The organism is Lysinibacillus sp. NPDC093190, assembly GCF_050280425.1.
In the GTDB taxonomy this organism is placed as follows: domain Bacteria; phylum Bacillota; class Bacilli; order Bacillales_A; family Planococcaceae; genus Lysinibacillus.
The window spans coordinates 1-19,173 of record NZ_JBNNVG010000046.1; the positions used below are offsets into that span (position 1 = coordinate 1).

The window sequence follows — 19,173 nt, forward strand, 5'->3', positions numbered from 1 at the left end:
GTTCACGTACGGTTCTGTGAGAGCCTTTGGGTGAAAGTCCTATTGGCTACTCGACTGAGAGGTCGGGAGTTAATCACTCCCTCCTACTCGATTATAAGGAAGTATAACGTAGTAGTAAGATAGAAAATAGTCTTTTGATCGTAACTGGTTAAGAGACTATTTCTTTTGATATAAATGTATGTTCTCTTTTCTTTTATACTTAAGCAAATAAGATAAAATGTGTAAATCTTTGGATAAACGGCAATTTTGTTTATATGTAAAAAATCTGTTTGAAATTATTAAATTCTCTTTAGAAATGTATATTTCCATTATTACAATTCATTAACATAATATAAATACTATAAAAATAGTGTATTAACAATAATATGTTTACATATATATGTAGTGGGGAAATATGTTTTGAATAGTTCGACTATTGATGGCACGCCGTATGCGATGAAAGTCGCCTGTACGGTGTAGGCCCAAACCGAAAGCCTAGATAGAGAGACGGTATAAGGTGGGAATAGCAAAGATAAGTTTACTTTGTCGTTAATGCATTCAAACGACACACATGCAAATTTAAATAATATTGCTAGAAAGGTGACAGCGGTTAAGGAGGTTAGAGCCAAAAAACCTAATGCATTGCTTTTGGATGCTGGAGATGTTTTCTCTGGAACTTTATATTTTAACGAATTTAAGGGACAGGCTGATCTAGCATTTATGAATTTAATGCGTTATGACGTGATGACTTTCGGTAATCACGAATTTGATTTAGGTTCGACACCAGAAGGACATCAAGCCTTAGTTGATTTCATTAAGGGTGCACAATTCCCGTTTGTTTCATCCAACGTTGATTTTTCGAAGGATGCGAAGTTTAAAGGTCTATTTACGGACCTTATCTCAAGTGAGCCACAAAAAGGTAAGATCTATAACGGGATTATTAAAGAAGTAAATGGTGAAAAAGTAGGGATTTTCGGATTAACAACTGCTGAAACAAAAGAAATTTCCTCTCCAGGCAGTGTTGCATTTGAAAACTACATCGAGGAAGCAAAAAAAGCGGTAAAAGCTTTTGAAGATAAAGGTGTCAATAAAATAATTGCCTTAACGCATATTGGGTATGATGACAATCCTGCATATGATAATGATCTTATCTTAGCAAAATCTGTAGAAGGTATTGATATTATCGTTGGTGGACATAGTCATACTCAGCTAGACAAACCAACCGTTGTCAATAAAAATTCGACCGGACAAACAAAGGATCCAACGGTAATTGTACAAGCATATCAGTACAATGAGTATTTAGGTACTTTAGATGTTACCTTTAACCAAAAAGGCGTTGTCGTTGAGCATAATGGTGCTTTATTAAAAGTAGCTGATTATGCTGAGGATGCACAAGCAGTTGAAAAATTAAAACCTTATAAGCAAAAAATAGAAGAAGTTTCAAAGAAAGAAATTGGTGCAGAAGCTTTAGTAGCGTTAGAGAATCCACGTACTGGTGGAGATAATACAAAGCCAAGTGTACGTAGAAACGAAACGCCTTTAGGCAATGTTATTACAGATGGAATGCTCGCGAAAGCGAAAAAGTATAATGCAAATGTCATTATGACCCTTCAAAACGGTGGAGGTATCCGCGCCGGAATTGATCAAGGACCTATTACAGTTGGTGAAGTAATAACTGTACTTCCTTTCAGTAATACATTAGCGACAATGTCTTTAACAGGAAAAGAATTGAAAGAAGCATTTGAAATCAGTGTTGGTCAATACCCAGCTGAAAATGGTGGTTTCCTACATGTTTCAGGTGCAAAGGTAGAGTTTGATTCTTCTAAAGCAGCAGGTCAACGTATCGTAAAAATTTCATATAAGGATGCACAAGGAAATTACAAAGAAATTCAAGATAACGAGACTTATACAATTGCAACGAATGCATTTACTGCAAAAGGTGGAGATGGCTTTGATGTCTTTAAAAAGGCATATGAGGAAGGGCGAGTGACAGACTTAGGCTTATCCGACTGGGAAAACCTTGCTGAACAACTTAAGTCCTTAGGCAAAGTTAATCCAAAAATTGAAGGAAGAATTGTAGACGTTGCTAATGGTCAAGGATCTGATAAAAATATCCCTGAATCAGAATTCTCTGGTACAGCAGACAAACCAAAAGTGTATGAAGGAAATGTAACAGTAGATATTAACAATATTTCTTTATTAGAAAATGCGGTAGTGAAAGGGAATTTAATTATAACAGGTACTGTAAAGGGTGAATTATCTTTTTCAAACGTACAAGTAGTAGGGAATCTAGACCTTTCAGAAATAGATGTTGAAAAAGTTAAATTTAATGGAATCACAGTTAATGGAGAAACAATTCTATAATTTTTTTGTAAAGTCTTCTCTTAAGTAGAGGGAAGGCTTTACATTTTAAAAACTAACTTTCCTAAATTTGAAAGGAGAATTGACTGGATGTCAAAGAAGAATTGGAAGAAACCGATAAATACTTTTTTAGCAACAACCTTAGTCGCAAGTGTTGCCGTACCAGTAGCACCTCTCACTGCAAAAGCTGAAACATTAGCAAAGGATTTAATCATTTCAGAGTATATTGAAGGAAGTTCTTTCAATAAAGCAATTGAAATATATAATGGTACAGGCGCCGCGGTTGATTTAAGTAATTATACTTTAGAGCTTCATACGAACGGAGCTGTTATCGCTGATAAACAAGTGAGTCTGACAGGTATTTTAGAAAACGGAGCTACGTATGTTTTATATCATAAAGATGCAAGCCCAAGCATTAAAGCAAAAGGGAATCTAGAAAACTCAACTGTTATTAACTTCAATGGTGATGATCCTGTAGTATTAAGGAAATCAGGAGAGGTTGTTGACTCCATTGGACAGGCTGGTGTCAGGGAAAATTTTGGTGTTGATGTAACCTTAGTAAGGAAAAAATCCGTTACTTCTGGAGATACAATTATAGACGACGCGTTTGATTCAACATTGGAATGGGACAAGTTAAATAAAGATGATCTTTCTAATTTAGGGCAACACGTTATGGATACAAATTCAGGTGAACCTGTTGATCCTGAAACACCGACAGTCCTCTCAATTGGAGATGCTCGGAATAAAGGTCTAGGTGAAACGGTAACTATCAAAGGTAGAGTTGCAGCAGGCTTGAAAAATACGTTCTCCGTTCAAGATGATACAGGTGGTATTGCCGTAAGACCTCCTAATCTAGCGATGTCTATCGGTGATGAAGTTACTTTAAAAGGTAAGTTAGCTGACTATCGTGGGTTACTACAATTAGATGGTGCTACAATCATTGAAAAAGTTGAAAATGCCGGTGTACCTTCTCCAAGAGTAGTAACAGGTGCCCAAGTAAATGAAGATAGCGAATCACAGCTAGTAACAGTGAAAAATGTTACTCTTACAGATGTTCAACAAGGGGCAGGGTGGGCAAACTATACTGCTAATGACGGAACGAACTTCCTAGTACGAGATGAAACAAGTTCGCTTGGCTTAACTGTCGGTACAAACTATGAATCTATCACTGGTATTGTTCAACAGTTCGATAACGACTATCAAGTGATTCCGCGATCAAAAGCAGATATTATAGTGGACAGTTCGGCATTAAAGCCTGCTATCGCATCTCCTGGAAGTGGGACGTTTGTTGGGAAAACAACAGTTACTTTGACAACATCGACAGCCGATGCAGAAATTTATTACACATTAGATGGCACGGAGCCAAATGATAAAAGTTTTAAATATGAGACACCAATTGAGATAAGCAAAAATACTACTTTAAAAACAATAGTTAAAGCTAAAGATGGCACATTTAGTGACATAACTACATTTGATTATAGCATTACAGATCAATTACAAATTCATGATATTCAAGGTGCAGGGCATACTTCTCCATTTGACGGTCAGACAGTTGAAGGAATTGAAGGAATCGTCACTTATTCATTTTCGTTAAATAATAATTGGTATTATACGATTCAAACACCAGATGAATTGGCTGATAATGATCCGAATACTTCTGAAGGAATTTTTCTGTACAGTGGAAAGAAACCATGGCCAATTAAGGTAGGGGATTTAGTATCCGTAAAAGGAAAAGTAAACGAATATGCTTACGATGGCTATGATGATAGGCAGCAAACGGATTTAAAAACAACACAAATTAATGTGCGTGACGATCAAAATGGAAAAGTAGAAGTCATTAAAAGTAGTGTAGCATTACCAAAAGCAATTGAAATTGATAAGTTAAAAATGTCTTTTAGTAAAATCGATAGTGATCAGCTTGAAATTTTTAATCCAACAATCGATGCTATTGACTTTTGGGAAAGTATCGAAGGCATGAGAGTAGAAGTTGGAAACGTGAAAGCTGTAGCACCACAGGAGCATGGAGATTTAGTAACATTACTTGAGGATGAACCAACAAACACACTTCACGGTGGGGTATTGTATGAGAAAGAAAATGCAAATCCAAACAGAATTCAATTCCGATTAGAACCGAATGGAGCTGCACGTGATTTTGAGGTTGCTACAGGTGATAAATTTAAAGGGCCCATTACGGGAATCGTAGGCTATTCCTATCAAAATTTTAAAATCTATGCTTCTTTAGATGAGATGAAGGCAGCTTATGAAAAAGGAGATACATTACCAGAAACAACAAAAATAGAAAAGGCAGAAGATAAATTAACAATTGCCTCGTATAATTTGGAGAACTTCTCTAATAACAAAACTTCTACTACTGATGATAAAGCGAAAAAATTAGGAAGGGCAATTGGGATTGATATGGGAAGCCCTGATATTGTTGGTGTAACAGAGGTGCAAGATAATAATGGGCCGTCTCCAGGTGATTCAAAGGCGGATCAAAGTTATAAAAGATTAATTGACGCTATTAAAGGTGTAGGTGGTGTCGAGTATCAGTATGTTAATATCGATCCTATTAACAATCAAGACGGCGGAGCACCAGATGCGAATATTCGGGTTGGCTTTCTTTATAACCCAGAGCGAGTTAAGCTGAAGGAAGGTATGCCAGCAGGAGATGCGACAACAGCTGTTGGTTATAAAGATGGAAAATTAACACTGAACCCTGGTCGTATTGATCCAACAAATGAAGCGTTTAAGAGTAGTCGCAAACCTTTAGCAGCACAATTTGAATTCCAAGGTGAAGATGTAATTGTTATCGCAAATCATTGGAATTCAAAAACTGGAGATACGCCTTTATTTGGTGCGATTCAGCCTCCACAGTATGGAAGTGAAGTACAGCGTAAAAAAATCGCCAACATTGTTTATAATTTTGTTGGGGACATTAAATCAAAAAATCCAGATGCAAATATTGTTTCTTTAGGTGATTTTAATGATTATCAATTTGCTAACGCTCTTAAAATCCATGAAGGTCAATTGATGACGAATATGATTAATAAAGTGGATGCTTCTGATCGTTACACATATGTATATCAAGGGAATTCACAAGTATTAGATCATATTTTAGTGTCAAACAATCTGGCAGATAAAACAGATGTCGATATTCTTCATATTAATGCTGATTTTACGGACATGGCTGGTCGTGCAAGTGACCATGATCCTGTAATGGTTCAAGTCGATGTGAATAAAGATTCAAATGTTGAACCGATTCAGGCTGAAAAAGTATATAACTTCAAGAACTTCAAAACAAACAAATTGACAATAAATAAACCTAGTGTGGCAGTACATCTAGATGCTCAATCGGTTATTCCAAAAGGTGTGTTCCTCAAAGGTAGCTATGCAGAGCTACATGGAGAAGGCTTTAAGACGACTGATGTTATCCTTAGTCCAGCTAAAGCAGGGATGATTATCGATCTTAAAGGTACTAGCGTGAAAACACTCACAATTGAGGGTACAAATGTCAGTGAAATAAGAGGCGCTGAAAATTTAGATATTCAATCGATACAATATAAAAAGGGTGCAGCTCCTGCGCAAATTAAATTTACAAATTCGAAAGGGGATCCCATTGTGGATCCTTCTTTGCCTTCTGAAAACAATCAACCAATAATTAAAAATCCGCTTTCCAACAAAACTGTAGCTGTTGGGGAGGAAATTAACATTGATTTAACAGATCATTTTTCCGATCCTGATGGTGATGAACTTTCATTTACGGCTACAAAAGGCACTATAAATGGAAAGTTATTAACACTCAATTTAGATGAGGGTAGTCATATTGTTGGCGTTACAGCATCTGATGGAAAGAAAAGTGTCACTACAAGTTTCAGCGTTAAAGTGATTGCTAATGATTATTATGCAGGTGCATATAACAAGGAAGGTCAAGCACTAAAAAAGGTTCTTCATGACATCATTTCTGAACAAAAGGTACTTTCTTATGATGATGTTTGGGATGCATTAAAGTATACAGATGAAGATCCTAATAATCCGAATAATGTAATTTTATTTTACTCTGAGAAATCTAGTGCAAAAACAAACAGTGGTGGCAATGTGGGAAACTGGAACCGAGAGCATACATGGGTAAAATCACACGGTAACTTTGGGACAAGCATAGGACCAGGAACAGATATTAATCACTTACGCGCAACCGATGTACAAGTTAATAGCTCAAGAGGAAATTTAGACTTTGACAATGGTGGCAGTCCAGTGGCTGGTTGTAATGGTTGCTTTAAAGATTCAGATTCATTCGAACCACCTAATCGCGTAAAAGGTGATGTAGCACGTATACTATTATATATGGCAACTCGTTATGAGCCTGGAGACAAAGTTGATCTTGAATTAAATGACAAAGTCAATAATGGAACAGCTCCTTATCACGGTAAACTTTCTGTTCTTTTACAATGGCACAAGCAAGATCCTGTAGATGAATATGAAAAACAAAGAAATGAAAGAATTTACGAAATCCAAGGCAATCGAAATCCGTTTATAGACCATCCTGAATGGGTAGAGCAGATTTGGTGATGGAATGTTCTATTAACATGGTGACCTAAACTTGTGATATTACTTTCCCTCTTATTAATATAGAAGAGTAGTCAAAACGACGCCACTTCAAAGTTTAATTTGAAGTGGCGTTTGTTCATGCGAATTCTTATGAAGGAACTTTTCAGACAACAACTTGTAGATCACTCATTCGTTTCAATTCAGCCTCATGCTGGATCGAGCGGGCTGATAGTAGTTCAATGATGCGGTGCTGGCTTTCTTGAATAGCTACTAGTCGGTTTACTTTTTCGTTCGTTTCAAAAACAGCTTGTTTGATTTGCTGCTGCTCAAACTCTACTACTTCAAGACGATTTTCCACTGACTCAAGACGATTCTCGATTGAATCAAGACGTTGATTGATTTGCTTTAGTTCGCTTAAAACTTCCTCCATCAATTTCACCTCTCTTCTATTAAATGTATCTATTTTGTTAATCTATCTCTCTTTAAATAATTCTTATCATTATAGCATAGAAAACCTATCTTACAAGTATCACCATTGCATTCATCGACAAATTATGACAGACTTAAAAGAGATATAAAGATACTAGGAGAATGTTTAGTGATTAAAGAGTGGGATTTACTACGTGTGGTGGCGTGTTTGTCTATTTTACTATTGCACACTTCTTCGTGGATTATTATGGAGGTTGGGGCAATACCGGAGCAGACGTTTTATCTGTTTTTACGGATTGCGCTATGTTATGCGACGCCGACGTTTATTTTGTTGTCTATTTTAATTTTGGCGAATCGTTATCAGGATAAAATACCGAGTAACTTTTGGTCGAATAGAATTCAATATATTTTTCTACCTTATTTAATATGGGCAATGCTTGATTCGATACTTGTGGAGGTAATTTTCCGCAAGGGCTTATTATGGGAAAAGTTTGTCCGCAATGTCATTTATAGTGAGTTTGTAGGCTGGTTTGTTGTAGTTATTATGCAGCTATATATAGTCTTTGCGTTGATGAAACGTTTTAAGTGGTCTATGGCTTGGTTTTTACCGTTATGTGTGATGATTACGCTTATTCATCATTCAGTGATTGCATTGCCATATCCATTTTTTGAAGAGAATGCAATCATGTTTCGTATACTCTTTACGGGCTGGCTTGGTTATTTTGCGATAGCTTATGCGTTAGGTGTGTATTATACGCAGATTGCTGCGCTTGCGAAAAAATATCGTTACGCGACGATTGTGTTGTTCGTGCTATCTGGTGCCTTTTTATACATCCGTATGCTACTCGGTTATACAGAGACGCATTCGAGACGACTTGATTTAGTACCACTTGTCATAAGTATTACCTTGTTGGTAACTGCCTGGGGACAGTCGCTACCTTATACGAAAACGGTTCAGGTGCTGAGTCGATATACGTTTATGATCTATCTCATTCATTGGGAGGTTCTGCGTCTATCAACAGGATGGTTTGTGGACCATTTTAATAGTACGCTAGTCCGAGTGCCATTGCTCATGCTGTGGACGATAGTCGTTTGTATTACGGTGACGAAGTTGATTTCTATGCTTCCATTTAGTCAGTGGGTAGTTGGGAAAATAAAAAAGCGTGCCACATAGGAAAAGCAGTGATTTCTTTAATGAAAGAAATCACTGCTTTTTTTGGTGCGCCCTTAATATAGTGAATTGCGCCGTTAAAGATTGAAGTATCACCGCTAGCAAAGAAAACTCCGCAGCTAACATCAACGATTCCGCCGCTAGAAGGTGAAATATGCACCATCGCTACTCTGGCATTAATTTTAAATTACGATCATTGTAAGCAAGTACGACATAGTCTGGATGCATACTTTGTAGATAAGAGATAACATCTTTATCCAAGTAACGTAAGTCTAAAATCGTCAGTTCTTTAAAGTGACTTGCTACATGAAATTGAATGCTGTTAAAGTATGAATCTTTAATAACGACGATATGTTTATCGCTGTCATAATGATTGTTGACGATTGTGAGCTCTGCAAAGTCTCGGCTATAGGCATCAGCATAGTTGACGACTGCATCAGGACTCATTTTTTTTGCACGGCCGTATACTGCGTCGTACGGAGCCGTGACTCCACCCTCGATTGTACCGTCGTAAATTGTAAATTGCGTTGCGAATGAAGCAGGCTCGTTGTAGCAAATTTGATCGTGGTTATCGACGGTCATGTACAAAATTTTATTCCATGAGCCAGCAAACTTATTCGTTAAGCAATAAGTATTGGCTTCCTCGTATGGAATTGGCTCAATCGATTCACCGAGTCGTTCGCTCATTGTTTTCATTAGCGCCTGATAGCCTGAGTATGCACCGCGTATTGTCCAGTGATGATCTGTTTTGAAGAAGTTACGTTCAACAGAAAAGTCGTTCTTCATTTCATCATAGAGACGAACATTGTCTACGTCTGCAGCAGTAACAAGCTCATGTAGGCGCACATTATTGGCAATTCCAGCGTCATCAGGCATATAGCTTGGGCTTGGCTCACGTGAGTAAGTCGCCTTTGCTGGTAGTGAGTAAAACGTAAACGGAATATTTTTTTCAGCTAACCCTTCGCTTAGCTTTTGTAAATCAGAGGCGAAGGAAGCGAGCTCTTTATCAGATTTTGCTTCAGCGGGCTTGGAAATAATCCAGCCGCTTTTATCATCAACTGCGTACTTATCGCTTAAGTAGGTTTTGCTCATAGCACGCTGGAAGTAAACATAGTTGCGCATCCAAGTATCACGTGCAGGAAATTGATCGGAAATATATGTTTCTACTTGCTTCGACCATGCCCCTGAAAAGATCTCCTGTAGGCTTGGTGAAAGGTTTGCAGATTCTAACGGACGGTTCTCCATTTCAGATTGTGGACGATCTACCGTTAATACATGCACGACGAAGCCTCCGAAAATGATGCAAAAAAAAGTTATTGGTAATAGATACATTTGTATTTTTCGCATGTTGTCCCACCTAGAATCTAAAGTAAATGAATGGATTATGTGTTGCGTTCACTAAAAACATTGTGATAAAGAGCAACAATGCTCCATAGTAAATTGTTTGTACAAGGCGTAGACTCCAATCAAATGATAGGGAAGTCGTCGCTTTTTGCTCGCTCCACGTTTGATAAAGTCTATAAATTGGCATTGCGAATATGATCGCGACTACAAAATACACGGCATAGTCCTTTGCAAGCAAAATCGTTTCATAATTATATAGTGCCGCATCGGATAGCCCAAACAGCGTCTTGATAAATCCAAAGGCATATGTAAAGTCATTCGCTCTAAAGAATACCCAACCAATCATAACGATAATAAGAATATAAATATGGCGTAAGAAACGAGGTATGCGTTCCAACCATTTTAAAAGCACCCATTTTTCAAGGCAAATTAATATTCCGTAATAAAAACCCCATGCCATAAACGTCCAGCTCGCCCCGTGCCAAAAGCCCGTTAACGTCCAAACAATTAATAAGTTTCGATAGAGTTTCCATTCATGGCTAACACGGCTACCTCCAAGTGGAAAGTAAACATAATCTCTAAACCAACTGCTAAGCGAAATATGCCAGCGACGCCAGAAGTCTGTTACGGACTGTGCAATGTACGGATAGTTAAAGTTCTCTTCAAAATGGAAGCCAAAAATTCGTGCTAGACCAATGGCCATATCACTGTAGCCAGAGAAATCAAAATAGATTTGTAACGCGTAAGCTAGGATTCCTATCCAAGCAGTACCTGTTGTTAAATCACCGCCTGATAAACTGAAAACCTGGTCGGCGACTTCGCCCATCGGATTCGCAATTAGTACTTTTTTAGCTAAGCCCTGTACAAAACGACGTGTCCCGATCATCCAATCCTCAGCTGTAGAAAGACGCTTTTTAATTTGTTCAGCTACCGTTTGATAACGAACGATCGGTCCGGCCACAAGCTGTGGAAACAATGTAATGAAAAGTGATAAATCTAAAAAATTGCGCTGTGCCTTTACGTCCTTTCGGTAAACATCGATTACATAGCTAAGTGCCTGGAACGTGTAGAATGAAATACCGATCGGAAGCGGTACAGCCTCCCATTCAATTGGCTTATCCAAATAGTTGTTGATAATATCCACAAAAAAGCCGGCATATTTGTAATAGCCTAGGATGGCCAAGTTACTCGCAATAACAAGCCAAAGTAGCGCTTTTCGTTTGGACTGCGAAACTGTATTTTCAATGACAATCCCCAAAATATAGTTGAGCAAAATGGAAATCATCATTAATAGTACATACTTCGGTTCACCCCATGCATAAAAGAACAGACTGGCCAAAAGTAGAATTGTGTTGCGTAACATCTTCGGAGAGATGAAGTACACAATGAGCACTAATGGTAAAAAGACATATAAAAATATAAGGCTACTAAAAACCATTCCTTCAAATCCTCATCTCTAATAATTGTTTTATCCATTATAGTGTCGCTGATAAAAAGCCAAGAATCGCTGATAACTTCGAGAAGATCGCTGATAAAAAGCCAAGAATCGCTGATAACCTCGAGAAGATCGCTGATAAAAAGCCAAGAATCGCTGATAACCTCGAGAAAATCGCTCGTAAAAAGCGAAAAATCGCCGATAACCCCACGAAAATTGGTGATTAAAAAGTGCCAATCCACAAGCCAATTTCTGAACGAAAAATTTCTTATTAAATCTTCCAAATAACTAATAATCTATAAAAATTCTGGAAAATTCTAATATAATCAAGGAAATACAAGAATAAATTACCTACCTTATTGTAACGTAAATTCACGAATTGTTCACTAATGGTTTTTAATCAATTATTGCTCAAAAGTCGAATCTTGTTGAATTTTGGATGGTGAAAATGACATAGGTAAAATGGTATATTTTCCTTGTGGCAGTAAGGTTTGTCTGTTAATTTTCAGGATGGCAGCAATAATTACATTTTCATAAAATATGGTTTAAAAGCCTTTAAAATTAAGGCTTTACCACATTTTTCATTCCAGGTATTTCATTTTGAAATTTATTATCTCGTAATCTTATAATGAAATCATAGTCATGAATATTGGCTAATTTATCTAGGAGGTAATTTCATATGAAACAAAAATATAGTAAATGGGTTGTAGGCGCAGCTTCAGCAGCCCTAGTAGCATCAGCAATCGTACCAGCAGCAAGCGCAGCAAGCTTTTCTGATATTGAAAACACTGACCACAAGGACGCTATTTTAGCATTAGCAGACGCTAAAATCGTAACTGGTTACCCAGATGGTACATTCAAACCGAATGCTGTAGTTACTCGTGGTAATGTAACTAAATTCTTAGGAAAATGGTTAGTGTCAGAAAATTACGAAATTCCTGCAGACTATGCAACAGAAGCTCGTTTCTCTGATTTACCAACAACAACACCTGACAAAGAGTTATTACAATATGCAGCACTTGTTAAAGATGCTGGCGTATTCAAAGGCTCAAACAACCAATTAATGCACACTAATAACATGAGCCGTGAGCAAATGGCTGTTGTTTTAGTACGTGCTATCAAAACTGTTTATAACGTAGATTTAGTAGCTGATTACAAAGAGGCTGACTTCGAATCTGTTATCACTGATTTAGACAAAGCTACAGCTACAGAAAATCGTGAAGCAATCATCGCATTAGAATATGCTGGTATTACAAACGTTAAAAATGTACAACAGTTCAATCCTAAAAACTCATTAACACGCGGTCAATTTGCATCATTCTTAAACCGTGCAATTACTAACATTGGTGAAGAAGCACCTTTAACTGTTAAAGAAGTTAAAGTTGTAGATGCAACAACATTAGACGTAACACTTTCTGATGATACAAAACATACTGTAAAATTAGAAACTGCTCTTCCAGAAAACAAAGAAACTAAAGTAGAGTTCGAAATTGAAGGTAAATCTTATTCAGCTGTAGTTACATATGAAGTAACTGAAGTTAAATTAGAATCAGTAAAAGCTATTAACGCTAAAACAATCGAAGTTAAATTCAATAAAGCTGTAGAAGATACTTCTAAAGCTGCAGTTGAATTATTACGCGGTACTTTCAAACAAAACGTAACTCTTACTTGGTCTGAAGACAAAAAATCAGTTCAATTAGTAGGTGCTACAAACTTCCAAGCAGCTGACTACACTGTAAACGTATCTGGTTTAACTGAAAAAGTATTAACTAGCGATGTTAAAATTGAAGCTCAAAAAGTAACTTCAATTGAAATCTTAGACGAAGTAGCTGTAGTTGACAAAGCCGTTAAAACTGACGGTACTTTCGAGACTGGTACTACTGCAACTGTTGGTTATGTAGTTAAAGACCAATATGGTACAGATATTACAAAATCAACTTCTTTAAAAACAAATGATAATGCTAACACAACTGTAGTTGCTGATTCAGCTAAAGGTGTAGTTAAATTATCAGGTGCTGTTGTTGAAGGCAAAAAAATCGGCGATTTAGTACCAGTAGTATTATTTGATTCTGCTACAGGTACATCAGTTTCAAAAACTGTAAAATTATCTGCTGAATCTACAGTTTCTTCTATTGAAGTAGCTGGTGTTTATAACGCTAAAGGTGAAGAAGTAGCTTTAAATGATTCTTCTAAAGCTTCTGATGCATACATCGTATTAAATCTTAAAGATCAATATGGTAAAGAAATTACAGACGCTGCTAAAGCAACAGGTTTAGTAATTACAAACACAAACACTACAAACTTAACAATCGCTGACACTGTTTCAAAAGTTAAAATTGGCGATAAAGATAAATTAGTAGTTGCATTATCATCTATCTTAAAAGCTGGTGATACTGATGTATTATTAATTTCAACAACTAACGGTCAATCAGCTAAATATACTGTTAAAGTTGCAGAAACTGCTACAACTAACGCTATCTCTGTTTCTCAACCAGAAATCGCTGTTGCTGAAGAATCTACATTAATCCCATTAACAGTTACTGATAAAGAAGGCAATGTAATCACTAACAAAAAAGTGTTAGCTGATGCTAACAAAGGTATTAAAGTTGGTGGTACTCCAGTTGCTGAATCAGCTCTTGAAGTAAAAGATGGCCAAGTATACTACAAAACAACATTTAACACTGCTGGAACACAAGCATTAGTATTCCAAACTTCAACTTACAAAGTTGCTACTATTACTATAGATGTAAAAGCAAAAGCAGTACCAACAGTAGTTCGTGGACTTAAAAATCCATTAGTAATTTCAACATCTCAAGCTCCTGTTACAATTACAGCGAAAGACCACTTAATCATCGAAGACCAATATGGTCGTGAAATGAAAAACTCTGTAGCCCCTGTAACAGTAACATTAGTTGGAACTTCAGATGTAGTATCAGTAAATGCAAATCAAGTAACTGCTCTTAAAAACGGTACTGCAACATTAAATGTGGCACTTGTAACTCCAAATGGCACAATTGATTCTACTGTAGAAGTAAAAGTACAAGTAACTGATGGTACTGAATACAACGGTTATGAAATTGCTGAAATTGGTAAAACTAAAGTAGCAACAGATAAAAATGTTACAATTAACGGTTTACTAAACGGTGGTAAAGTTGCACTTGAAGCTAACGAATATACAGCGACAGTAACTGGCGGTAAATTAGCTACACCACAAGCTGTAACTGCAGGTAAAGTAAATATTGCTGACACAGCTTTAAACACTGATACAACAGCAGCAGCTAACAAAATTGACACAGAATTCACATTAAAAGTAACAATTAATGCAACTGGTCAAATTTTAGAACAAAAATTCGTTGTTTCAGCTGACGCTGAAACAACGCAAGATTTCTTCTTTACAGCATCAGAAACAACAGCTGATTACAAGCTAGCTAAAGCTATTACAGAAGCTACATTAGTTTCTGGTTCAACTGTAGCAGACTTAAAATCTACAGGTGATTCACCTGCAGTAGTAAACGTTGCAACTGTTGACCAATACGGTAACAAAGAAATCCAAACAATTGCTGCAGACACAGTTACAATCGTTCCTGAAAAAGTAACAGATGTTAAAATTACTGGTAACGGTACTGCTGCTGCAACAGCTACATTAAATACAGGTGTTACAGAAGCTAAAGTAACTTTAAAAGTTAAAGTAGGTAACGCAACTAAAGAATTAAAAGTAACTATTATTGCCCAATAAATAGCGTTACACTATAAACTAGTTTACTAGTAACAAGCCTTGTGATTAGATGAAACTTTTTGTTTCATCATGGTCACAAGGCTTTTTGATGGAGAGAAATCTCCGTAATTTTTTGTATATGTAATGAAGTTATAGCCCTAACATTTAATACAGATGTTAGGGCTATTTCTATTTGTAGTAAAACATGGAGAAAGGCTCAACAACACATTCTAGAATACATAACAATAGTAGATTATGAAATATTTAGATTTCCTTAAACGTATTATAATAGTATGATAGACAAAATATGTTAAGGGGTTGAGTTGGTGATGAATAAGTATACTTTATTTCAGGGAGCATTAGTTGCTGCTCTAGCGACGAGTGCTATTGTAGTAGTACCAACTGCGCAGGCAACAGATAAATTTTCTGATGTTGATTACACGAAGGAATACGGTGCTGCTGTAAAGGATTTAGCTGAACGCGGAATTATTAAAGGTTATGCAGATGATACGTTTAAGCCATTCGCTGATGTGACGCGTGGACAGGCATCGAAGATTTTAGCTGGCCTTTTAGGGCTGAATACTAAAAATGTAATGGATCCACAATTTACTGATGTAAAGCAGAGCGATGAATATTATGGGGCAATCGCTGCCTTGGAAAGTGAAGGGATTATCTCAGGGTTTGCAGATGGAAGCTTCGGTGTCAATCAATCGATTACACGTGAACAACTAGCACGAATGCTAACAACGGCATATCATTTAGAAACTAATGAAGTTGGTCAGACATTACCGTTTAAGGATATTGAAAAATATTCGGATGCTTATTACGCAGTTGCTCCTTTGTATGAAAATAATATAACGAAGGGAATTACACCAACTGCTTTTGGTTTAAAAGAGACTGTCAATCGTTCGCAGCTTGCGTTATTTATTCATCGTATTGAAGCTATGCAGGCTAAACGAGTTATCCAAACTTTTACTGCTCGAGACCTTAATACGAATAATATTGATGCTTATTCTACAGACAATCTAGCGGCAGATGGAGAGCATGAATTCTTCCGCATTCTTCGAACAAATAATGATGTGAAGATTGAGGCGCTAAGAGAGGGATCGGGCTATTTCATGCTTATTGGCTACAATATCGATAATGAGGGAAATTATGAAATAGTCGAAATGCAAAAATATAAAATAACTGTAACGAAAGTAGATGGGAAATTACAAATTAACTGTCAACCAACAGATGAAGTTACACCAGGCTCAGCACTATTTTTAGAGCAAGATTTAGGCTTTGATCCGAAAAATATTCAGCTAACTACAGCTGCTGGTCATGCTGTTAGTGATAAAGTTTTCAGCTATAAGCCATTTAAATTTGATGGCTGGGAGGAAGAAGCGATTCCTAAGGGCGGTAACTATGTGCTGTCGTTATCGCAAGCGGGTGACTATATTGCGACACTGTCTGATAATAAGGGACAGTCGGTACGTGTAGGCATCCATGCAGAATCTGATGGCTATGAATTGTATACAACGTCAGCGGTTGAAAAAAACAGTGTGTTCATTCCAAAAAGTGAAATTGGCTTTAATGTGAAAGATTTTAAAATTGAACAATATACAGGTGCAATGCATGATCACAAAATAGTTGATGTCGAGCTTTCAGCAGATGGTATAACTGTAAAAAGAGTCGGAAAAGGTAATTCTATGTTTTCTGTCCGTCTGAATGGAGAAAATGGTGAGAAACTATATGTACATGGCATGGTCTATGAGGTAAGTGGCATAACAGCAATGAACTATGAGCTAGCGACACAAGAACAAATGGAGAATTCATCTTTTAATTAAGAAACCGGTAGAACTGAGAACATCGCCGGTAAACTTCGAAGAATCGCTGATAAAACCAGATAAATCGCTGATAAACATCAAAAAAACGCTAACAACACAAAAGCCTCCCCAATTTTCATTCGGGGAGGCTTTTATATACTAAAAGACAATATATTTCACGTAGTCTTTCCAACCGATCTCTTTAAAATTTCGCCACTCGATTTTTTTAAGAGGTATTGAACGGAAGGAGCGTGCTAAAATATTGCGTTGTTCATTTACAATAATAGGTGTTCCAGCATCCATATAGCCTGTAAAGATAGTAGAATCTGCCGTTTTAAAGGCAACCTCAATATCCTCAAGGCGTATTTTACCATTTTCATCTAAAGTATAAACGCTATGTTTATTATTCTTTCCAGACTTCACCCATGCGGAATTCACTTTAAGCGCGTTGGATGCCTCATTTACGGTAATAGAAGCCTTACCAACAGTTGAAAATGGAATCTTTTCAAGCATGTCATCCTGATGCAATATGACCTCATAGCTTGTAGGCTTTGGTAGTTTTGCAGACTTAGCTAGTTCATTTGTCCAAAGTGATTCATTATTTGCTGGTATCATTTGTTTTTGAACTACGGTACCTGATAGATCATTGTCGTTATGTGGCAGTTTAAAACTAACGGTTTGGCCATCTTCAACCTTTTGCCATTCATCTTCGGATAAGTAGGCAAGCATAGACTTTTCAGATGAATAAATTTCAAATGTTACAGCGCCAGCTTCTTCAGTGATTTTTGAGATTACACCATCTACTGGGCAAATAACACCTTGGCGTGCTTTAATTTGGCCTATTTGTGCATCCATTAATGCTACTTGACGATTGGTCTCCGCAATGTGACGGTTTAATATCGCCACTGCAGTTGATGGAGAAGTTTGCTGACCTAATTCAAATTTAACAGAGATATTTAACTTCTCACTAATCTGGTCGGTATTAATAGAGCTTTTTGGGTCATTGCCTCCACCGTATTCAGATTCTATCTCTTCTAAAGCAGATTCTAAATCACTTAATTCAGTTTCGTAAGCAGTGCGTTCAGCCTCAAGCTTTGTTAATTCACCGTCAACTTCTTCTGTTTTGTAGGTAGCTAGTAAATCATTGGCATGTACTTCCTGTCCACGTGTTACATCTATTGCAGAAAGACTTTTCGCATCTGCTGAAATTGTATAGGTTTGTGTTGGTGCAACAATCGCATCCTTTTCCACGGTCTCTACACGATCACCAGGAGTAGCTCTTTGAAATTCACCGATAAAGTAGGATCTTGCTACCTTACTATCATCCTTAAATACAAAATAAGCATTTACACCAATTAATATCGCTATCACAATAATACTTAAACTTGTCCAAGGTCTGGATTTAATAAAGCGCATCATCCTAACCCCCTTGTAATCCATTCTTGTAGTGGTAACGCACTAACCATTCCGATAAAAATAGCCATTACCACATATAGTCCAATAATTTTTGCTAATAATGCCTTATGATCTGACCATTCCTCCCATTTTGAAAGGAACGTGTATTGCACAATAATTGTTAATACAGTTGCTACGGTTAATTGATTGATAGCAAATAGCACAAAATCCGTATCAATTACTTGCTGAGCTATAGGTGCAAGTGAGAAGAAGGAGAAGTTTGTAGTGTAACCAACTGCATAAAACACGGCAAATAAAATTGTCTTTTCAATAAGTAAAAATACCATTACATAAAGTTGTACCTTCTGAATCCATTTGTATGGAATGTCTGTTAATAGATGTAACAAGTATGTAACGCCATAATAATGGAAGCAATAATAGATAACTCCCCAGGCAATAACCCCAACCATTGATAATAAACGGGCTGTATAGTATTCATTTGGATGATTCGATGCAAATAATGTTGTTAAGCTTTCAGTACCCATGCCCCAAAACTCACGAATGACAAATAGTAGCATAAAGAGCATGAAAACTGTGAAGGATCGCTTTTTATAGCCTCTTATTTCTCCTTGCTCAACAGCTTGGGTAAAGTTAGTGGGATGCATTAAGCTGTGCCAAAATTTATAGTGATAAAACATATATAGCTCCCTTTCTCGTAAATTAAATAGTAAAGTTGTAGTATACACCTAATTACTGGTAAATAACATAGTAGAAATGCTGAGTTTTTCATTAATTTCCCTCGAAAAAGAGGAAATTTAATCGTTGTTTTAGACAATTATACAAAGCTTGTATTGACACAATCTCGGTAATGTGTCGACAAAATATTTCCTGGAAAATATAAGGCGCAAGTACGTATAGAGTAGCCCTTTTCACAGACGAGCGCTGGTCCTTCTACGCTTCGTTTTTCACACAGAAAACTATCAATTGCAGT

General features: G+C 36.8%; 10 protein-coding genes. 5 read left to right on the forward strand and 5 right to left on the reverse strand.

The annotated features are described in order from the left end of the window. Positions 1-531 precede the first annotated feature (531 nt). Positions 532-2,343 (forward strand): bifunctional metallophosphatase/5'-nucleotidase, encoded by a 1,812-nt coding sequence (locus ACQKOF_RS23410; RefSeq protein ID WP_427562426.1) that lies wholly within the window; start codon positions 532-534, stop codon positions 2,341-2,343. A gap of 87 nt (positions 2,344-2,430) precedes the next feature. Continuing rightward, positions 2,431-6,906: an endonuclease gene (locus ACQKOF_RS23415; RefSeq protein ID WP_427562386.1), complete on the forward strand. Its 4,476-nt coding sequence runs from the start codon at positions 2,431-2,433 to the stop codon at positions 6,904-6,906. A gap of 142 nt (positions 6,907-7,048) precedes the next feature. Here the strand turns inward: ACQKOF_RS23415 and ACQKOF_RS23420 are convergent, their stop codons facing one another. Continuing rightward, the gene (locus ACQKOF_RS23420) at positions 7,049-7,315 is read right to left on the reverse strand and encodes a hypothetical protein (RefSeq protein ID WP_427562387.1); all 267 of its coding nucleotides are present in this window, start codon (positions 7,313-7,315) and stop codon (positions 7,049-7,051) included. Positions 7,316-7,483: 168 nt separating this feature from the next. On the opposite strand from ACQKOF_RS23420, the gene ACQKOF_RS23425 reads away from it, so the two are divergent. Continuing rightward, positions 7,484-8,488, forward strand: coding sequence for an acyltransferase family protein (locus tag ACQKOF_RS23425; protein WP_427562390.1), 1,005 nt, complete (start codon positions 7,484-7,486; stop codon positions 8,486-8,488). Between the two features lie 162 nt (positions 8,489-8,650). Here the strand turns inward: ACQKOF_RS23425 and ACQKOF_RS23430 are convergent, their stop codons facing one another. Continuing rightward, positions 8,651-9,832 carry a DHHW family protein gene (locus ACQKOF_RS23430; protein WP_427562393.1) on the reverse strand — a complete coding sequence of 394 codons (1,182 nt, stop codon included), beginning with the start codon at positions 9,830-9,832 and terminating at the stop codon, positions 8,651-8,653. 10 nt (positions 9,833-9,842) lie between these two features. After that, entirely contained in the window at positions 9,843-11,267 is a 1,425-nt protein-coding gene (locus tag ACQKOF_RS23435; protein ID WP_427562395.1) for an MBOAT family O-acyltransferase, read from the reverse strand. Between the two features lie 676 nt (positions 11,268-11,943). Between ACQKOF_RS23435 and ACQKOF_RS23440 the strand changes: the two genes are divergently transcribed. Both ACQKOF_RS23440 and ACQKOF_RS23445 read left to right on the forward strand, forming a co-directional pair. Then, a complete protein-coding gene (locus ACQKOF_RS23440) occupies positions 11,944-15,000 on the forward strand; it encodes an S-layer homology domain-containing protein (protein ID WP_427562398.1) in 3,057 nt (1,018 codons plus the stop codon). A gap of 308 nt (positions 15,001-15,308) precedes the next feature. Then, entirely contained in the window at positions 15,309-16,808 is a 1,500-nt protein-coding gene (locus ACQKOF_RS23445) for an S-layer homology domain-containing protein (protein WP_427562401.1), read from the forward strand. A 138-nt stretch (positions 16,809-16,946) separates the two neighbouring features. Here ACQKOF_RS23445 and ACQKOF_RS23450 read toward each other — a convergent pair whose 3' ends face one another. Together ACQKOF_RS23450 and ACQKOF_RS23455 are read right to left on the reverse strand one after the other, a co-directional pair. Continuing rightward, the gene (locus ACQKOF_RS23450) at positions 16,947-18,203 is read right to left on the reverse strand and encodes an HlyD family secretion protein (RefSeq protein WP_427562404.1); all 1,257 of its coding nucleotides are present in this window, start codon (positions 18,201-18,203) and stop codon (positions 16,947-16,949) included. After that, the gene (locus ACQKOF_RS23455) at positions 18,203-18,880 is read right to left on the reverse strand and encodes a hypothetical protein (protein WP_427562406.1); all 678 of its coding nucleotides are present in this window, start codon (positions 18,878-18,880) and stop codon (positions 18,203-18,205) included. The genes ACQKOF_RS23450 and ACQKOF_RS23455 overlap by 1 nt, the downstream gene beginning before the upstream one ends. Positions 18,881-19,173: the final 293 nt, after the last annotated feature.

What these genes read in the sequence shown, in the direction of transcription:
- ACQKOF_RS23430 (WP_427562393.1), bottom strand. Translation starts at nt 9,832, where the DNA reads ATGCGAAAAATACAAATGTATCTATTACCAATAACTTTTTTTTGCATC.
- ACQKOF_RS23420 (WP_427562387.1), bottom strand. Translation starts at nt 7,315, where the DNA reads ATGGAGGAAGTTTTAAGCGAACTAAAGCAAATCAATCAACGTCTTGAT.
- ACQKOF_RS23445 (WP_427562401.1), top strand. Translation starts at nt 15,309, where the DNA reads ATGAATAAGTATACTTTATTTCAGGGAGCATTAGTTGCTGCTCTAGCG.
- ACQKOF_RS23410 (WP_427562426.1), top strand. Translation starts at nt 532, where the DNA reads ATGCATTCAAACGACACACATGCAAATTTAAATAATATTGCTAGAAAG.
- ACQKOF_RS23440 (WP_427562398.1), top strand. Translation starts at nt 11,944, where the DNA reads ATGAAACAAAAATATAGTAAATGGGTTGTAGGCGCAGCTTCAGCAGCC.
- ACQKOF_RS23450 (WP_427562404.1), bottom strand. Translation starts at nt 18,203, where the DNA reads ATGCGCTTTATTAAATCCAGACCTTGGACAAGTTTAAGTATTATTGTG.
- ACQKOF_RS23455 (WP_427562406.1), bottom strand. Translation starts at nt 18,880, where the DNA reads ATGTTTTATCACTATAAATTTTGGCACAGCTTAATGCATCCCACTAAC.
- ACQKOF_RS23435 (WP_427562395.1), bottom strand. Translation starts at nt 11,267, where the DNA reads ATGGTTTTTAGTAGCCTTATATTTTTATATGTCTTTTTACCATTAGTG.
- ACQKOF_RS23415 (WP_427562386.1), top strand. Translation starts at nt 2,431, where the DNA reads ATGTCAAAGAAGAATTGGAAGAAACCGATAAATACTTTTTTAGCAACA.